The sequence below is a fragment of the Marinospirillum sp. genome (assembly GCF_014859565.1).
The window spans coordinates 59,947-77,487 of record NZ_JACUUA010000002.1; the positions used below are offsets into that span (position 1 = coordinate 59,947).

General features: G+C 51.6%; 15 protein-coding genes. 5 read left to right on the forward strand and 10 right to left on the reverse strand.

The window, feature by feature from the left end:
- Positions 1-2 precede the first annotated feature (2 nt).
- The 3 genes from carB to dapB all read right to left on the reverse strand — a co-directional run bounded on the left by carB (position 3) and on the right by dapB (position 5,452).
- The gene (gene carB, locus IBX50_RS00795; protein ID WP_292252593.1) at positions 3-3,224 is read right to left on the reverse strand and encodes a carbamoyl-phosphate synthase large subunit; all 3,222 of its coding nucleotides are present in this window, start codon (positions 3,222-3,224) and stop codon (positions 3-5) included.
- 26 nt (positions 3,225-3,250) lie between these two features.
- Entirely contained in the window at positions 3,251-4,408 is a 1,158-nt protein-coding gene (gene carA / locus IBX50_RS00800) for a glutamine-hydrolyzing carbamoyl-phosphate synthase small subunit (protein WP_292252594.1), read from the reverse strand.
- Positions 4,409-4,654: 246 nt separating this feature from the next.
- Positions 4,655-5,452, reverse strand: coding sequence for a 4-hydroxy-tetrahydrodipicolinate reductase (dapB, locus tag IBX50_RS00805; RefSeq protein WP_292252596.1), 798 nt, complete (start codon positions 5,450-5,452; stop codon positions 4,655-4,657).
- A gap of 171 nt (positions 5,453-5,623) precedes the next feature.
- On the opposite strand from dapB, the gene IBX50_RS00810 reads away from it, so the two are divergent.
- A complete protein-coding gene (locus tag IBX50_RS00810; RefSeq protein WP_292252597.1) occupies positions 5,624-7,288 on the forward strand; it encodes an HD family phosphohydrolase in 1,665 nt (554 codons plus the stop codon).
- Positions 7,289-7,291: 3 nt separating this feature from the next.
- On the forward strand, positions 7,292-8,062 hold the full coding sequence (locus tag IBX50_RS00815; protein WP_292252599.1) for a 3',5'-cyclic-nucleotide phosphodiesterase: 771 nt from the start codon (positions 7,292-7,294) through the stop codon (positions 8,060-8,062).
- A gap of 42 nt (positions 8,063-8,104) precedes the next feature.
- Here the strand turns inward: IBX50_RS00815 and radA are convergent, their stop codons facing one another.
- Positions 8,105-9,478, reverse strand: coding sequence for a DNA repair protein RadA (gene radA / locus IBX50_RS00820; RefSeq protein WP_292252600.1), 1,374 nt, complete (start codon positions 9,476-9,478; stop codon positions 8,105-8,107).
- Between the two features lie 87 nt (positions 9,479-9,565).
- On the opposite strand from radA, the gene IBX50_RS20665 reads away from it, so the two are divergent.
- Complete coding sequence (locus IBX50_RS20665; protein ID WP_366930681.1) at positions 9,566-9,739, forward strand: hypothetical protein; 174 nt, start codon at positions 9,566-9,568, stop codon at positions 9,737-9,739.
- 37 nt (positions 9,740-9,776) lie between these two features.
- Entirely contained in the window at positions 9,777-9,992 is a 216-nt protein-coding gene (locus IBX50_RS20670; protein ID WP_366930682.1) for a hypothetical protein, read from the forward strand.
- A 3-nt stretch (positions 9,993-9,995) separates the two neighbouring features.
- On the opposite strand, the gene IBX50_RS00830 is transcribed toward IBX50_RS20670, so the two are convergent.
- Both IBX50_RS00830 and hemE read right to left on the reverse strand, forming a co-directional pair.
- Positions 9,996-12,005, reverse strand: a complete 2,010-nt coding sequence (locus IBX50_RS00830) for a hypothetical protein (protein ID WP_292252601.1) — start codon at positions 12,003-12,005, stop codon at positions 9,996-9,998.
- Between the two features lie 87 nt (positions 12,006-12,092).
- The gene (gene hemE, locus IBX50_RS00835; protein ID WP_292252602.1) at positions 12,093-13,157 is read right to left on the reverse strand and encodes a uroporphyrinogen decarboxylase; all 1,065 of its coding nucleotides are present in this window, start codon (positions 13,155-13,157) and stop codon (positions 12,093-12,095) included.
- 176 nt (positions 13,158-13,333) lie between these two features.
- Between hemE and ribA the strand changes: the two genes are divergently transcribed.
- A complete protein-coding gene (gene ribA, locus IBX50_RS00840; protein WP_292252603.1) occupies positions 13,334-13,936 on the forward strand; it encodes a GTP cyclohydrolase II in 603 nt (200 codons plus the stop codon).
- Here ribA and IBX50_RS00845 read toward each other — a convergent pair.
- From IBX50_RS00845 to rpoZ, 4 genes are read right to left on the reverse strand one after another with little or no spacing between them, the layout of a single operon-like run.
- A complete protein-coding gene (locus IBX50_RS00845; RefSeq protein WP_292252604.1) occupies positions 13,930-14,535 on the reverse strand; it encodes an acyloxyacyl hydrolase in 606 nt (201 codons plus the stop codon). The genes ribA and IBX50_RS00845 overlap by 7 nt on opposite strands.
- Before the next feature lie 4 nt (positions 14,536-14,539).
- The gene (locus IBX50_RS00850) at positions 14,540-14,929 is read right to left on the reverse strand and encodes a RidA family protein (RefSeq protein WP_292252605.1); all 390 of its coding nucleotides are present in this window, start codon (positions 14,927-14,929) and stop codon (positions 14,540-14,542) included.
- Between the two features lie 45 nt (positions 14,930-14,974).
- Positions 14,975-17,092, reverse strand: a complete 2,118-nt coding sequence (gene spoT / locus IBX50_RS00855; protein WP_292252606.1) for a bifunctional GTP diphosphokinase/guanosine-3',5'-bis pyrophosphate 3'-pyrophosphohydrolase — start codon at positions 17,090-17,092, stop codon at positions 14,975-14,977.
- Positions 17,093-17,148: 56 nt separating this feature from the next.
- Entirely contained in the window at positions 17,149-17,400 is a 252-nt protein-coding gene (rpoZ, locus tag IBX50_RS00860) for a DNA-directed RNA polymerase subunit omega (protein ID WP_292252608.1), read from the reverse strand.
- Positions 17,401-17,541: the final 141 nt, after the last annotated feature.

The following is a 17,541-nucleotide window of genomic DNA, read 5'->3' on the forward strand; positions in this document are numbered from 1 at the left end:
TATCACATCTCCCCTGCGTGCATATCCTGCAAACGGCGCACGCGAATGTTCATACCATATTCCAGCGCCTGACACAGTGCCACGGCACCGGCCAGAGTGGTGGTGTAAGGCACCTTATGCTGCAAGGCTGCACGACGAATACCAGACGAATCCGCAATCGCCTGACGGCCTTCAGTGGTGTTGACGATGTAAACAATCTCATCATTCTTGACCTTGTCGACGATGTGCGGACGACCCTCGGCGACCTTGTTAACTACTTCAGCTTCAAATCCGGCTGCTTTCAGAATGGCCGCAGTACCGCTGGTTGCCACCAGGCTGTAGCCCAGTTTGTGCAGTGATGCTGCCACTTCAGTGACAAAAGGCTTGTCAGCTTCACGCACCGATAAAAACGCCTTGCCACCGGCTTTAGGCATTTTTTCACCGGCACCCAGCTGCGCTTTCAGGAACGCCTCAGCAAAGGTGGTGCCACTACCCATCACTTCACCGGTGGATTTCATTTCCGGGCCGAGAATTGGATCAACACCCTGGAACTTGTTAAAGGGGAATACCGCCTCTTTAACACTGAAGAAGGGTGGAATGATTTCTTTCTCAAAACCCTGGTCTTTCAGACTGGTGCCTGCCATACAACGCGCAGCAACCTGCGCCAATGAGGTACCAATGCACTTGGAGACAAAAGGCACAGTACGGGAAGCACGCGGGTTGACCTCAATAATATAGATCTCACCATCCTGCCAGGCCAGCTGTACGTTCATCAGGCCGATAACACCTAACTCACGCGCCATTTGTGCAATCATCACCCGCATTTTGTCCTGCACATCTGCAGGCAGAGAATAGGGCGGCAGTGAACAGGCTGAATCACCAGAGTGAACACCCGCTTGCTCGATGTGCTGCATGATGCCGCCAATCACCACATCCTTACCGTCACTGACTGCATCCACGTCAATTTCAATGGCTGCATTCAGGAAATGATCCAGCAGTACTGGGCTGTCATTGGAGACTTTTACCGCGCTGGTCATATAACGCTCCAGCTCATCGGCACCATACACAATTTCCATGGCACGACCACCCAGTACATAAGAGGGGCGCACGACCAGCGGATAACCAATCACTGCAGCTTTAGCCAGGGCTTCATCAAAACTACGTGCTGTGGCGTTCGGTGGCTGTTTCAGACCCAGCTTCTCAATCATCTGCTGGAAGCGTTCACGGTCTTCAGCACGGTCAATGGCATCGGGTGTGGTACCAATAATGGGTACACCGGCTGCTTCCAGATCACGCGCCAGTTTCAGTGGCGTCTGGCCACCAAATTGCACAATCACACCCTTGGGCTGTTCTTTGTGCACAATTTCCAACACGTCTTCCAGGGTTACCGGTTCAAAGTAGAGACGGTCAGAAGTGTCGTAATCGGTGGAGACGGTTTCCGGGTTGCAGTTGACCATGATGGTTTCATAACTGTCATCACGCATGGCAAAAGCAGCGTGTACACAGCAATAGTCAAATTCGATACCCTGACCAATACGGTTGGGACCACCACCCAGCACCATGATTTTGTCACGGTTGGACGGTGCGGCTTCACACTCTTCTTCATAGGTGGAGTACATATAAGCGGTGCTGGTGGCAAATTCTGCCGCACAGGTATCCACACGCTTGTAGGTCGGGCGCACATTCAACTGATGACGCAGCTTGCGGAAGGAGCCTTCAGAAACACCCAGCAGCTGCGCCAGACGCGCATCAGAGAAACCTTTGCGCTTAAGGTGATAAACCTTGTCGTAATCCAGTTCACTCAGCGCCGTGCGAGCAACATCCACTTCTATTTTAATCAGTTCTTCCAACTGGACCAGGAACCAGTGATCCACATGAGTCAGGCGGTGCACTTCTTCCAGACTCATGCCAGAACGGAAGGCATCACCGATGTACCAGATACGCTCGGCACCGGGGTTTTGCAGTTCGCGGCGCATCATTGCCAGTGACTCGTCATCAAACTTTTCCAGCTTTGGATCCAGACCGTTAACACCCACTTCCAGTCCACGCAGTGCTTTCTGCAGAGATTCCTGGAAGGTACGACCTATTGCCATCACCTCACCCACAGATTTCATCTGGGTGGTCAGGCGATCATTGGCCTGCGGGAATTTTTCGAAGGTAAAACGCGGGATTTTGGTGACCACATAATCAATGGATGGCTCAAAAGAGGCCGGAGTGGCACCGCCGGTGATGTCATTCTGCAACTCATCCAGGGTGTAACCTATGGCCAGCTTGGCAGCAATCTTGGCAATCGGGAAACCTGTGGCTTTGGAGGCCAGTGCCGAAGAACGGGATACACGTGGGTTCATTTCAATGACCACCATACGGCCAGTATCAGGACAGATACCAAACTGCACGTTGGAACCACCGGTTTCAACACCAATTTCGCGCAGCACTGCCAAAGAGGCATCCCGCATGATCTGATATTCTTTATCAGTCAGCGTCTGAGCCGGGGCAACAGTAATGGAGTCACCGGTATGCACACCCATGGCATCAAAGTTTTCAATGGCACAGACAATAATGCAGTTGTCGTTTTTGTCCCGCACCACTTCCATTTCATATTCTTTCCAGCCGATCAGTGACTCATCAATCAGCAGTTCATTGGTTGGGGACAGATCCAGTCCACGCAGACAGATCTCTTCAAACTCTTCCTTGTTGTAGGCAATACCGCCACCCGAGCCACCCATGGTAAAAGATGGACGGATGATACAAGGGAAACCAAGATCAGCCTGCACTTGCCAAGCTTCTTCGAGACTGTGGGCAATTTTGGCACGCGGGCATTCCAAGCCAATTTTTTTCATGGCATGGTCAAAACGCTCACGGTCTTCGGCCTTGTCGATGGTGTCCGCATTGGCACCAATCATTTCCACGCCGTACTTTTCCAGTATGCCGTGTTTTTCCAGATCCAGCGCACAGTTCAGTGCGGTCTGACCACCCATGGTGGGCAGCAGAGCATCTGGGCGCTCTTTTTCAATGATCTTTTCCACCACTTCCCAGAGAATGGGTTCGATGTAGGTGGCATCTGCCATCACAGGGTCGGTCATGATGGTGGCTGGGTTGGAGTTCACCAGAATGACGCGGTAACCTTCTTCGCGCAGGGCTTTACACGCCTGAGCACCGGAGTAATCAAATTCACAGGCCTGACCGATCACAATCGGCCCGGCACCCAGAATCAGTATGCTTTTAATGTCTGTACGTTTTGGCATGACGTTCTCTATATCTTCCGTCGGGTTCAGGCGGTCTGGTTTTTGCGGGCTTGGATCAGCTGGATAAAGCGATCAAACAAGGGCGCAACATCCTGCGGGCCAGGACTGGCTTCCGGGTGACCCTGAAAGCTGAACGCGGCTTTATCCGTACGCTCAATGCCCTGCAGCGTGCCATCAAACAGTGATTTATGGGTTGCACGCAGGTTAGCAGGCAGTGTGGTTTCATCCACAGCAAAGCCATGATTCTGGCTGGTGATCATCACGACCTTGCTGTCTAGATCCTGCACTGGGTGGTTGGCTCCATGGTGACCATGCGGCATTTTTACCGTCTGCGCACCGGAGGCCAGCGCCAGCAGCTGATGACCCAGACAGATACCAAACACCGGTACGTCGGTTTCCAGAATTTCGGCAATAGCCTTGATGGCATAATCACAGGGCTGGGGATCACCGGGGCCGTTGGACAGGAACACACCATCGGGATTCATTGCCAGCACCTCGGCTGCAGAGGTCTGAGCAGGCACCAGGGTGATACGGCAGCCACGACTGACCAGCATCCGCAGGATGTTAAACTTCACACCGTAATCATATGCAACCACATGATAAGGCTGGCTGGTTTCATCCACCTGTGCATAACCCTGACCCAGCGTCCACTCACCTTCTGTCCAGTTTTGGATGGTTTTGGTGGTGACTTCTTTGGCCAGATCCATCCCTTTTAATCCCGGGAAGGCTTTGGCAGCAGCCAGGGCTTTTTCGGTTGCATCTGCAGCAGCGGCAGCTTCACCGGCCAGAATACAACCATTCAAAGAACCCTTGTCACGCAGGATACGGGTCAGGCGACGGGTATCAATATCACCAATCGCTACCAGCTGATTCTGCTGCAGATAATCCTGCAGGGATATTTTACTGCGGAAGTTGCTGGCCATCAGCGGCAAGTCACGAATAATCAGACCGGCAGCACCCATGGAGGCTGACTCAATATCTTCGGAATTGATACCGGTGTTGCCGATATGAGGGTAGGTTAGTGTCACCAGTTGACGGGTATAAGAAGGGTCGGTCAGTATTTCCTGGTAACCGGTCATGGCGGTGTTAAAGACCACTTCACCAACGGTCTGCCCATCAGCGCCAATAGCGACACCACGGAACACACTACCATCTTCAAGGGCCAGAATAGCGGGTCTGGTCAAAACAGTTTCCTCCCATCACAGGCTTTCAGCAGGGCCGCCTGAATACGGCCAATACCGATTTTGGGTTGCAAAAAAGCGAGATGAACTAATGGTTCATCCCGCTTTTTAAATATAATTTGGTGGGTAAGCGTTACTGCCCTGCATTTGGGCGCTTATTTTCGTTATTCTACCTTAGATGAACCAGAAACGTCCACCAATCGGAGCAGAAAATTCTGTAGCAGTTTCCAGAGCATCTGTTTGTTCCAATCATTTCAGATCCAAAACATCCTGCATGTCATACAGACCCGCAGGCCGCCCTTGTAGCCAGCCCGCAGCACGCACGGCACCCTTAGCAAAGGTCATGCGACTGGACGCCTTGTGGGTAATCTCTACCCGCTCACCCTCAGTACCAAACACCACTGTGTGATCACCCACTACATCACCCATCCGCAGGGTGGCAAAACCGATGGTTTCGCGCTTACGAGCGCCGGTCTGACCTTCACGACCATAAACAGCCACTTCTTTAAGATTGCGACCCAGTGCGCGTGCTACTGCCTCACCCATGCCCAGCGCCGTCCCGGAGGGAGCATCCACCTTGTGGCGGTGATGTGCTTCCACTATTTCCACATCATAATCATCACCCAAGGCTGCGGCAGCCAGCTCCAGTAGCCGAAAGCAGACGTTCACACCCACACTCATGTTGGGGGCAAACACCAGCGGAATTTTTTCAGCAGCGCGAGCCAGCTCCGCCTTTTCATTGTCATTCAGACCGGTTGTGCCGACCACCAGCGCCTTGCCATGAGCGCTGCAGAAAGCTGCACTGGCCATGGTTACAGCGGGGGTTGTGAAGTCGATTAACAAATCAAAATCCGCCTCTTCCAGTGAGCCGCTGGCACGGACACCCAGCTTACCCAGACCTGCCAGCTCACCCAGATCCACGCCCACCAAACTGGAGTCCGGCTCTACAATGCCGGCAGCCAGTTGTACATCCGGATTATCCTGCACCGCCTGAATCAGTGTGCGCCCCATGCGCCCACCGGCACCCATGATTGCCACCTTGATCATTTCGATCCTCACAGAATTTTACAAAGAAATTATATCTGCCATTATACTGGAATCGGCAGCCACTGAGTTAACAAGGACTTGGCTAATTGACAAGTGTGAACCAGATCACATTTTTTAGCAGTGGTTTTGTTAAGATGGTTTTTTTACAGCTTTTTACGCAGAGGTTACTGCATGTCCTCCGACACCAGCTCCAGCCCAAGCTATGAGCGCATCCGTCGCCTTAATGCCATCGGCATTGCATTATCTGCTCAGCGCGATCAGAACCAGCTACTTGAGCTGATTCTTGTCAGTGCACGAGAGCTGACCAAGGCCGATGCAGGTACCCTGTATATGGTGGAGCCGGACGGTGAGTCCCTGAGTTTTGTGATGGTACAAAATGACAAGCTGAATATTCACCTTGGCGGCAGTGGTGCATCTGTGGGTGGCAACTTCCCGCTGATTCCGCTCCACCTGCCGGATGGATCACCCAATGAACGGATGATTGCAGCCTGGGCGGTACTCAACAAAAAAACCGCCAATATTGCAGATGCCTACCATGAACAGGGCTTTGACTTTTCTGGTACCCGGGCGTTTGATACCAAAACGGGCTACCATTCCAAGTCATTTCTTACAGTTCCCCTGCGCAACCACGAAGGTGAAGTGATAGCCGCCCTGCAACTATTAAATAAACTGAATGAAGCTCAGGAACCGGTTCCTTTTGATGAAAGTGATCAGGATATTGCTGAATCACTGGCCTCCCAAGCTGCCATTGCCTTGACCAACCGGCGGTTAATTGATGAGCTGCGCACCCTGTTTGACAGCTTCACTCAAGTCATCGCCAGTGCGATCGATTCCAAGTCCGCTCACACTGGCGCACACTGTCGTCGTGTTCCCGATGCCACACTGATGCTGGCCGAAGCGGCCAACGGTGCCAATTTTCCAGGCTTGGAAGGTTTCAGCATGACCGAAGAGGACATGTATGAACTCAAGACCGCGGCCTGGCTACATGACTGCGGCAAGGTGGTCACTCCACATCACGTCATGGAGAAGTCCACCAAACTGGAAACCATTGTTGACCGAATCAACTGGGTGATCGACCGTTTTGAAATTCTGCGCAGGGACCTTGAGATAGAACAACTCAAGGAAGAGCTAGCTGCAGCAAAATCCGGCTCAACCCTGAGCGAAGAGCGCCAGAATTTTTATACCGAACTTAAGCAACAGCTTGAAAAAGATCTGGTTTTCCTGCAGGGTGCCAATACTGGTGGCGAGTTCATGTCAGACGAGCATATCGCCAGAATCGAAAATCTTGCTGAGCAGGGCTGGCTGGATTATAAGAACCAGAGGCATTCATTGCTGGACGCAGACGAAGTACTCAACCTCTCTATTCGTCGCGGCACACTGAATCAGGAAGAAAGAACAATCATGGAAGGTCATATGGTGCATACACTAACCATGCTGGAACAGCTGCCTTTTCCGCGCCACCTGCAGCGAGTTCCGGAATATGCCGGTGGACACCACGAGCGCATGGATGGCAAGGGTTATCCTCGGGGTCTAAGCAGAGAGCAAATGTCCATCCCTGCTCGCATCATGGGTATTGCTGATGTTTTTGAGGCATTAACCGCTCATGAGCGCCCCTATAAAAAACCCATGGCATTATCTCAAGCTTTAACCATCATGGGACGCATGGTTGAAGACCATCACCTCGACCCTGATTTGTACGCCTTGTTTGTTTACAAAAAGGTCTACCTTGATTACGCTAAGACACACTTAAGAGAAGAACAGATTGACGATGTGGATGTGGACGCTCTGCCGGGCTTAAAGCTTGCATCCATCACTCAAACAGAAGCAAGGAACTAGAGCGTGAAGGTAGAAATTCTGGGTTGTAGTGGTGGCATGGGGCTGGGACAACACACCACCTGCTACCGCATTAACGAACACACCCTGATGGATTCCGGCAGTGGACTGGGAAACCTTCCCCATGACGAACTGCTGAAGATCAAGCATATCTTTCTGACCCATTCTCATCTGGATCATATCTGTTTTTTACCGCTGCTAATTGACAACATGTTTGAGTTTCTTGAAGAGCCCATCCATGTTTATGCCCTGCCCGAGGTTCTGAAAACCCTACAAGAGCATATTTTTAATTGGAAAATCTGGCCGGATTTTTCAACGCTGCCCAATGAACACAATCCTGTTGTCAAGTTTCATGAGGTGTCACTGAAACAGCCCATGACTGTGGCAGACCTGACCTTTGCCGCCTTCCCTGTGGATCACATTGTTCCCACCTGTGGTTATCATGTTACCAGTGAGACGGGGCAGACCTTGGCTTTCACGGGCGACACCACCTTTGGTGAGGCAGTGATGAATGAGCTGAACAAACTGGGGCCGCTGGATGTACTGATGACAGAATGCGCTTTCCCTGATCGCTTACTGGAACTGGCAAAAGTATCCAAACACCTGACCCCCAAACTGCTTAAAGATTTCGTTTCCGGCATGCACTACACCCCAAAACAAGTCTGGCTCTCCCATTTGAAACCCAGTCAGACTCAGGAAATCAAAGCCGAGCTGGCGCAGATCGAAATCGGCACCTCTATGACACTGCTGCAGACAGGGCAGGCTTTCACGCTTTAACTAGATGCTGCCAGCTTTTCACCGCCGAAATTCGTGAGATCATCACAGCGCCTCCAGTGCTTCACTGAGCCGGGTTACCCCTATAACCTGCATACCCGGCGGTGTTTCTTTAGGGGCATTCCCCTTGGGAACAATGGCTTTACGAAACCCGTGTTTGGCTGCTTCTTTTATTCGCTCTTGTCCGCTGGGAACCGGACGAATCTCGCCTGACAAGCCCACTTCACCAATCACCATCAGATCATGGGGTAGCGCCTGATTTTTTAATGACGAAACAATAGCCATAACTGCCGCAAGGTCGGCACCCGTTTCCAGCACTTTAACACCACCCACCACGTTTAAAAAGACATCCTGATCGCCGGTAAACACCCCACCATGACGGTGTAATACAGCCAGCAGCATCGATAGGCGATTGGTATCCAGCCCCACCGCAATCCGGCGTGGATTTCCCAGCTGGGATTGATCCACCAATGCCTGCACCTCCACCAGCAGCGGACGGGTTCCTTCCCAGGTCGCCAACACCACGCTGCCCGGTGCTGGCTCTTCATCCCGCGACAAAAAAATCGCCGAAGGATTTTTTACTTCTTTAAGTCCAGTTTCCATCATGGCAAACACACCCAGCTCATTCACCGCTCCAAAACGGTTTTTCTGGCCGCGCAGGGTTCGGAAGCGTGAATCACCATCACCTTCCAGCAGTAAAGAAGCATCAATCATGTGCTCCAGTACCTTGGGGCCGGCCAGTGAGCCATCCTTGGTGACATGCCCAACCAGAAACAAAACCGTATGGCTTTGTTTGGCAAAACGAGTAAGGAAAGCGGCTGACTCTCTCACCTGAGCCACACCGCCGGGCGCTGATTGCAGTTCATCCACATGCATGGTCTGAATGGAATCCACAATCAATACTTGGGGTTTCTCCTGCTCAGCCACGGCAAGCAGGTTTTCTACACTGGTTTCCGCCAGCATTTTTAGACCCTGGGTTGGCAAACCCAGTCGCTGGGCTCGCAGTGCCACCTGCTGCAGGGATTCTTCGCCGGTGACATACAGCACCTTCATCAACTGCGCCAGCTTGCAAGCGGTCTGCAGCAACAAGGTGGATTTACCGGCACCGGGGTTACCACCAATCAGAATGGCGGAACCCGGCACCAAGCCACCACCCAGCACACGGTCAAACTCATTAAAGGTGGTGGAAAAACGCGGCAGATCCTGCAGGTTGATTTCTGAAAGATCCTGCACCTGGGAGGATAAAGCACCGGCAAAACCACTGCGGGCAGAGGACAGGGGGGCAGAACGACCGGAAGAAGATCCAAGGCGCACTTCCTGAATGCTGTTCCATTCTTTACAGGCAACACACTGCCCCTGCCATTTGCTGTATTCTGCACCACACTCAATGCAGACATAGGCCGTTTTCTGTTTTGCCATCTTGTCCTGCTTGCCCTGTATTGACAGTTATAAAGACCAGCTGCATTATAACCAAAAATAAAACACTCCATAGAATAAGGATACACCATGCAGCGTGAAACAATTGCACTGCACCATGCTTACCAGCCGGATAACCAACATGCCGTTGCTGTACCCATCCACCAGCGCACACAATCGTTGTCTTTATTGTGTGGTGGCTCACGGCGCTATTCTGCGTATTTACAGCAAAAACCCGCTGTTGGCGGATTAACTGGCCATTAATCACCGCACCTCACCCATCAGTGAACGTCATCGCACCATGCTGGATTTTGCACTCTATATCGGAGTGGAAGCCGGAGAGTTGAATGAAAGCTGGGTGGAAGAACTCATGGCCGTAGGTTTCACCCGTGAAGATATCTGGGATATTGGTGCCATCAGTGCTTTTTTTGGTTTATCCAACCGTATGGTCTCCCTGACGGGTACACCGCCCAATCAGGAGTTTTACCTGATGGGGCGGGTGCCCAGAGAGAAGTAAAAATTAACTGCTGGCCGGCGGTGTCTTTTTAGGCGCTGCCGGTTTTTGCGCAGGGTGCGGAGTAGTTTTAGCAGCGGGCACCTTGGCTGTCGGCACATTCGCCTGAGCCGGTTTTGTGTCATTGGCAGCAGGAGCATGGGGTGGCGGTTCATCCTGCAGGAAGTCACTGACGGACTGCATAAAGTCTGTCAACAGTATCTTGCTGACCACAAAAATATGCCCAACATTTTTCTCGATGGTACGGTTCAGTCCACCACGAGTCATCTGCAGGTTGTCATCTTTGCGCCCCCAGCGCTCACTGGTTTTACAGGAACCAACCGGTGCAATTGGATCTCGCAGCCCACGATAATCAAACAGGGCGATATTGGCATCATTCAACACATCCATATTCACCGGCTTTCCGTCCAGCTCGGGATGTTTTGAAGGCAGGCGGTATTTTCCTTCCCAGATCTCGTTGTCGAGGAAAATTCGCTGTATCCATTCGCGGTGCGCTTGTGCCGGGAAACGTGTACCGGAATTTAACCAGTGCAGGAAAGGCGCGGCATCATCAATGGCACCGGGGAAGTTGGCGCGGGCATAAAAACCTTCCGCCACCGTAAATGCCACACCCGGCTGTATTTCATGCATGCCCACTTCAATAGTCTGAGGGGGCACATTACAGCTGCCATAAAAAGTCTGCATCACCTCGGGGCTATAGTGTTCACGGATTACATCACGCATGGCTTTGTGTCCGCTGTCTGCATCATCAAACAGGATAGGAGTGGTCATCAGCACCACCTGGCGAATTTTAACCTCTCGCCCTTCCAGTGCAGCTTCCTCCACACGACGTGCCAGATAGGGCATAAACAAGGTGCCGCCCATACAGTAGGCCATCACCTCAATCACCTGATCCGGATGCCGCTCGTTGATCATATCCAGGTATTTGTCGTGCACCGTTTTTCCGTAGAAACTCAAGCCAAGATGGCTTTGATCAGCATCTGGATTACCATAATCCACCATGTAAACGTCATAACCCAATGCCAGCATACCCTCAACAACCGATTTACCCGGTGCCAGATCAAAGATCTCACAACGGTTGATCATTGGGCTGGCCATATAAAGGGTTTTGCCATTCGGCTTCACACCCTCCGGGCGCAGGTAGTGGCGCAGTTTTACGGTAAACAGTGTTGATCCCGGCACTTCTTCCCAGGCGCAGGCACCCAATTGAGCATTGGGTGATTCCAGGGCAAAACGACGCATATCAAAAGCATCATGCGCCAACAAAGCCAGCAGACGTAACTCACAATCGGCCAGATAGTCTTCATCTGACTGCAGGCGTGAGCCATCGGGAGCTGTTTTACGGTAAGGGTTACGGCGTAGTTCACTTAAGGGTTCACCGGCAATCACCTGCAACAAAGAACGCAGCAGTTTTTTCATCGCCCGCAGGCGTGTCTGGCCAAAACTGTGATACTGCCATTCCAACTGCTGCAACGCCGCCAACTGGCCTAGCAACCACATTTGTCCAGCTGGTTCACTACAAATACGATCACAATAAGCACGGTCAAAAGCCAGCTTGTAACCCTTGCGGTTGATGGTGTCACCATCCGCTGCAATTTCTTCTTTGGTGGCTTTCACTTCTTTGGTCAGTGAAGTCACCAAGCGCTTGATTCGCGCAGCATAAGCAGCCTCAATCCGTAGCTCATCCACAGCAACTGCATCAGGATTGCGCCCATTAGCCACAGCATCCTGCGTTGCTTTCACCAGCGGTTTAAGCCACCCGGTGAAAAGCTCGGACGGTACACCCATGGCTCCAAAAAAATCATTCTGCTGACGCGATACGGCCATCATGTTTTTCAGACACAAGCCGTTGAATGCACTTAACCAGTGGTGAGCATCGCGCAAACCGGACGGGTTATCTGCAACACTCACACCCAAAATTCCATCCAGCAGATCAGCACTCAAACGGGGTGTAGACGGAGCACCCGCCACAAACTTTGACATCCATTCTGACAAATCATGATTCATGGCAGCCATTCTCCATCTCCTGCGTTGCAATTATGTAAGCATACATTAGCAGAGCGTTACCCAAGGTTAAAGCCTTGGCGCTTGTAAGTTTTAAGTTTAACGATGTTTTGAAACACTCAGTTCGTGTACTGCATCAATCAAGGCACGGGCGTGTTCCGGATCAACATGCTGGTTAATGCCGTGACCCAGATTAAAGACATGCCCCGTACCCTTGCCGTAACTGTCCAGAATCCGCCTTACTTCAGCACGGATGGCCGCAGGTGAAGCAAATAGTGCACTTGGATCAAAGTTGCCTTGCAAGGCAACACAATGTCCAACTCGCGCACGCGCATCACTCAGCTCAGTGGTCCAGTCCAGACCCAGTGCATCCGCACCCGTTACGGCCATGTGCTCCAGCCATTGACCACCACCCTTGGTGAACAGGATCACCGGGATTTTACGGCCTTCATGTTCACGAATCAGACCATGGATAATCTGCTCCATGTATTTGAGCGAAAACTCCAGATAAGCCGGAGTTGACAGTGCTCCACCCCAGGAGTCAAAAATCTGCACAGCCTGAGCACCCGCCAGTATCTGGGCATTCAGATAAGCAGTGACGGTCTGTGCCAATTTATCAAGCAACTGGTGCATCACATCCGGCTGACCATACAGCATGGCTTTGGGGTGACGGTACTCCCGGCTACCCTGACCTTCGACCATGTAAGTGGCCAGGGTCCAGGGGCTGCCAGAAAAACCAATCAAAGGTACCCGACCGTTCAGTTCACTACGGATGGTACGCACGGCATTCATTACATAACCCAGATCTTTTTCCATATTTGGAATCGGTAAATCAACCACGTCTTTTTCTGTGCGCACAGTTTTTCTGAAGCGCGGACCTTCACCGGTTTCAAAATACAGACCCAGCCCCATGGCATCAGGAATGGTCAGGATGTCAGAAAACAGGATGGCTGCGTCCAGATCAAAACGCTCCAGTGGTTGTAGTGTTACCTCACAAGCCAGATCAGCATTACGGCAAAGATCCATGAACGTTCCTGCCTGCTTGCGGGTTGCCAGATACTCGGGCAAATAACGACCCGCCTGACGCATCATCCACACCGGAGTCATATCAACCGGTTGGCGCAGCAGTGCACGTAAGAAGCGGTCATTTTTCAGTTCAGACATGGAGTTTCCCTATACTGGAGATAAAAATCTACGGACTATTAAGTGACTACCATTCTAGCCTTGTTCGTCTCGCAGGTCAGTCCGGCAGGTTAATTTTTCTCTGTGAAATGCTGCCACAAAGCAGGTTACCGAGTAGAATGGTCAGACTTTATTCCATCGATCAGTGAGACCGCCCTGTGACCCTGCGTTTTGTTGCTTCTTCCCGTCTGCCAACCCCTTGGGCTGTTTTCACTATGCACGGTTTTGAGGACAGTGAAACCGGAAAAGAGCATATTGCGCTGACTCTGGGTGATCTGACAGACAACCAACCTGTTCTGGCACGTATCCACTCTGAATGCTTGACTGGGGATGCACTTTTTTCATTGCGCTGTGACTGCGGTTTCCAGTTGCAGGAAGCACTCCAGCGCATCGCCACGGAAGGGCGTGGTGCATTATTTTATTTACGTCAGGAAGGTCGGGGGATTGGTCTGGTGAATAAAATCCGTGCTTATCATCTGCAGGATGCCGGAGCCGACACGGTGGAAGCCAACGAACAACTGGGTTTTGCTGCTGACCTACGGGATTATTCCATGCTACCCACGATGCTTGAACATCTGGGGATCAGCACCGTTCGATTAATGACCAACAACCCTCGCAAAGTGGATGCACTCACCCACTATGGTTTAAAGGTAGCCGAACGCATCCCGCTGACCACTGGACTTAACCCGCATAACGCAGGGTATCTGGATACCAAGGCCAGCAAGCTGGGGCACATGATGAAACTTGAGGACTATCAATAATAATAAGAGATCGATAGCGACTGAAAATCGATGCCGTTGTTTAACTCTGACATACCATTGTTGGAATAATGACGGTAACGCAGCGCCAGATCCCATTGCTTTGATTCACCCAGCATCCAGCCCAGTGTTAATGTGTCTTCAAACTGGTAATGCTGACCAAATTCATGCCCCGTGGCCGGGAAGCGTTTTTTTGACATCAGTGTTGCTCCGATGGATGTTTCCAGATAAGGAGCCCAGCGATATTCCGGCCAGTCAACACGAAACACTGGCGTCAGCACCAGCAGATTATTTCTGTCCAGCACATCATCCAGGCGTTTTCCTTGCCAGTATTCCACCGCGACCTGCCCAAATAATGTCAGACGGGTAGACTGGCTTAATTGATGCTCCTGCCAGCGCCAGCGCCAGTAGATGCGTGTTGCACTCACATCTTCACCCTGAGCCTGCTCAACGCCTGCAGCTGTTGCACCTATCGGGTTGGTCGCCAACGTCACACCCAGCGTAGAGACCACCGCTGTTTGCCAGATCAGAGCCGAGCCAGCCTTAGCCTGTCCGGAAATCGGCAATAGCAGCAATAGAATTAACAAACAGCGAAGGGGCATAGGTTTAATCACCAATGACCATAACGGCTTCGGCTTCAAAATCCACACCCTTGGGCAACGCACTGACCTGTACAGCAGCACGAGCGGGATAGGGTTTGCTGAAATAACGCGCCATCACTTCGTTAACGGTGGCAAAGTTAGCCAGATCCACCAGGTACAGGTTGACCTTCACCAGCTCATCCATGCTGCCACCGGCTGCTTCACAGACGGCTTTCAGGTTTTCAAATACCTGTACAGCCTGGGCTTCAAAATCACCCTGTACCACTTCCATAGTGGCCGGATCAAGCGGGATCTGTCCGGATAAATAAACCGTATTACCCGCCTTGACCGCTTGTGAATAGGTACCAATAGCCTGAGGTGCCTTGTCTGTACTAATGGCTGCACGATTACTCATAATTATTTCCTGCCAGATATGAAGTTGGATAAAAGAACAGTTAAATTAACGGAGTCGAACCACCCGATTCACTTCCGGAATCAGGCGCAGTTTTTTCATGATACGAGCCAGATGGATCCGGTTGGCCACCAGCACTTCCAGCGTCAGTGTTGACAGGCGTGCATCCCGCTCATCCACACTGATACGCTCCAGACTGGCATCCATCTCGGTCACCAGTGTGGCAATACGGGCAATAATGCCACGCTGATGTTCAATTTCCAGCTTAAGATTAACGTTAAAATCACCTTCGGTTTTTTCAGCCCAGCGCAGGGTCACACACTTGTCTGGATTATCACGAATCTCGCTGAGATTACGGCAATTATCCCGATGCACCACAATACCGCTGCCAAAACTGATATGACCAAGAATGGAGTCACCGGGTATCGGGCGACAGCAACGAGCAAAACTGACCACCATACCCTCTGTGCCATGAATGATCATGGAGCTTTCTTCAGCCTTGCCAGCAACCGCTGCTTCAGCTTCACTCAGCAGTCTGCGAGCCACCACATAAGCCATGCGCTGCCCCAGCCCAATGGCTTCGAGCAACTCATGGATGGAGGTTACTTCCATTTCTTGCAGCAGAGGCTTCAACCGCTCTTCTGGGATTAGCTCCAGCCGTACATCAAACTGTGCCAGGGCTTTGTCGAGTAATCGACGCCCCAGCACTTCTGACTCACTGCGCTGTTGCTGTTTGATAAAATGGCGTATGGCCGAACGGGCTTTAGCTGTGGTCACAAAGGATAACCAAGCCAGATTGGGGCGCGCACCCGGAGCCGTGATTACCTCAACGGTCTGCCCGCTTTGCAGTCGTGCCGAAAGCGGTGCCAATTTGCGATCAATCCGGCAGGCTACACAGCCATTGCCTACATCCGTATGTACAGCATAAGCAAAATCCACCGGCGTGGAGCCTTTTGGCAACTCCATAATTTCGCCACTGGGGGTAAAAATATAAATCTCGTCCGGAAACAGGTCGACCTTGACGTGTTCAATAAATTCCAGTGAATCTCCAGCGCGTTGCTGCATTTCCAGCAGGCCTTTTACCCACTGTCGAGCACGAGCATGGCTGCCTTCAGCAATCGGGCGATCCGTCTGTCCGGCTTTATATAACCAGTGAGCCGCCACACCGTTGTTGGCCATGGCTTCCATATCGCGGGTGCGGATTTGCACTTCTATCGGTATACCACTCAGACCAAACAGGCTGGTATGCAAGGACTGGTAACCATTGGCCTTGGGAATAGCCACATAATCCTTGAAGCGTCCGGGTACTGGTTTATAAGTATTGTGTACTGTGCCCAACACCCGATAACAATCATCCACTGTTTCCGTCATGATGCGAAAAGCATACACATCCATGATGTCACTGAAGGATTTTTTCTGGTGTTTCATCTTGCGGTAGAGGGACAACAGATTTTTTTCGCGCCCTACCACCCGACCTTTTAAACCATCCTGCTCCAGCCGTTCCTGTAAACGCTGCTGGATTTTTTTCACCACTTCCTTGCGATGACCACGTACCTGCTGCACTGCACGACGCAGGCGTTCATAACGCATTGGATAAATAGCCTGAAAGCTCAGGTCTTCCAGCTCAAGGCGCAGGGTGTTGATACCCAGACGATTGGCAATCGGGGCATAAATATCGAGGGTTTCACGAGCAATGCGGCGTTTTTTGTCAGCACGAAGTGCACCCAGCGTCCGCATGTTATGCAGGCGATCCGCCAGCTTAACGATGATAACCCGAATGTCTTCGGCCATCGCCAGCACCATTTTGCGGAAGTTTTCCGCCTGGGCTTCCGCTTTGGATTCAAATTTGATCTGAGTCAGTTTGGAAACACCATCCACCAGCTCGGCAACCGCATCACCAAACTGCCGAGCAACAGCTTCTTTGCTGATGCCGGTATCTTCAATCACATCATGCAGTAGTGCAGCAATCAGCGCCTGATGATCCAGATGCAGATTGGCGAGAATGGTGGCAACAGCCAGAGGGTGGGTGACATAGGGTTCACCGGAACTACGCTTTTGACCATCGTGAGCCTGCTCAGCATAAAAATAGGCACGACGAACCTGCTGAATTTCATCAGCAGGCAGATATCCCTTCAATCGGTCACAAAGATCATCAATGGTGTTCATCACCCCACCCCAGGGAAATCAGTGCAATAAAAAGGCGGGGGATCAACAACATGAAATCAGAACTCCTGGTGAGACATCTCTTCCTGCACCACCATCGGTTTCACATCAGCTTCATCCAGAATGGAAACACTGGTCATGCCTTCTGCAATTTCGCGCAGAGCAACCACAGTTGCCTTGTCGTTTTCCCATGCCAGACGGGGTTCTTTGCCACCAATGGTCAGCTGACGGGCGCGTTTTGTTGCAACCATTACTAGCTCAAAACGGTTGGCGACATTTTCAAGACAGTCTTCTACAGTAACTCGAGCCATTAGGGCGACACCTGCTTGAGGGTTATAAAGGGTTTACCAGACCGACTATTGTAACGGAGCGAGGCCACTGACAACAAGGAGATTCAGGCGTTTGCCAAGGCATAGGGCATGGAAAGTTGAGCTGGACTCTTCTGTAGAGCG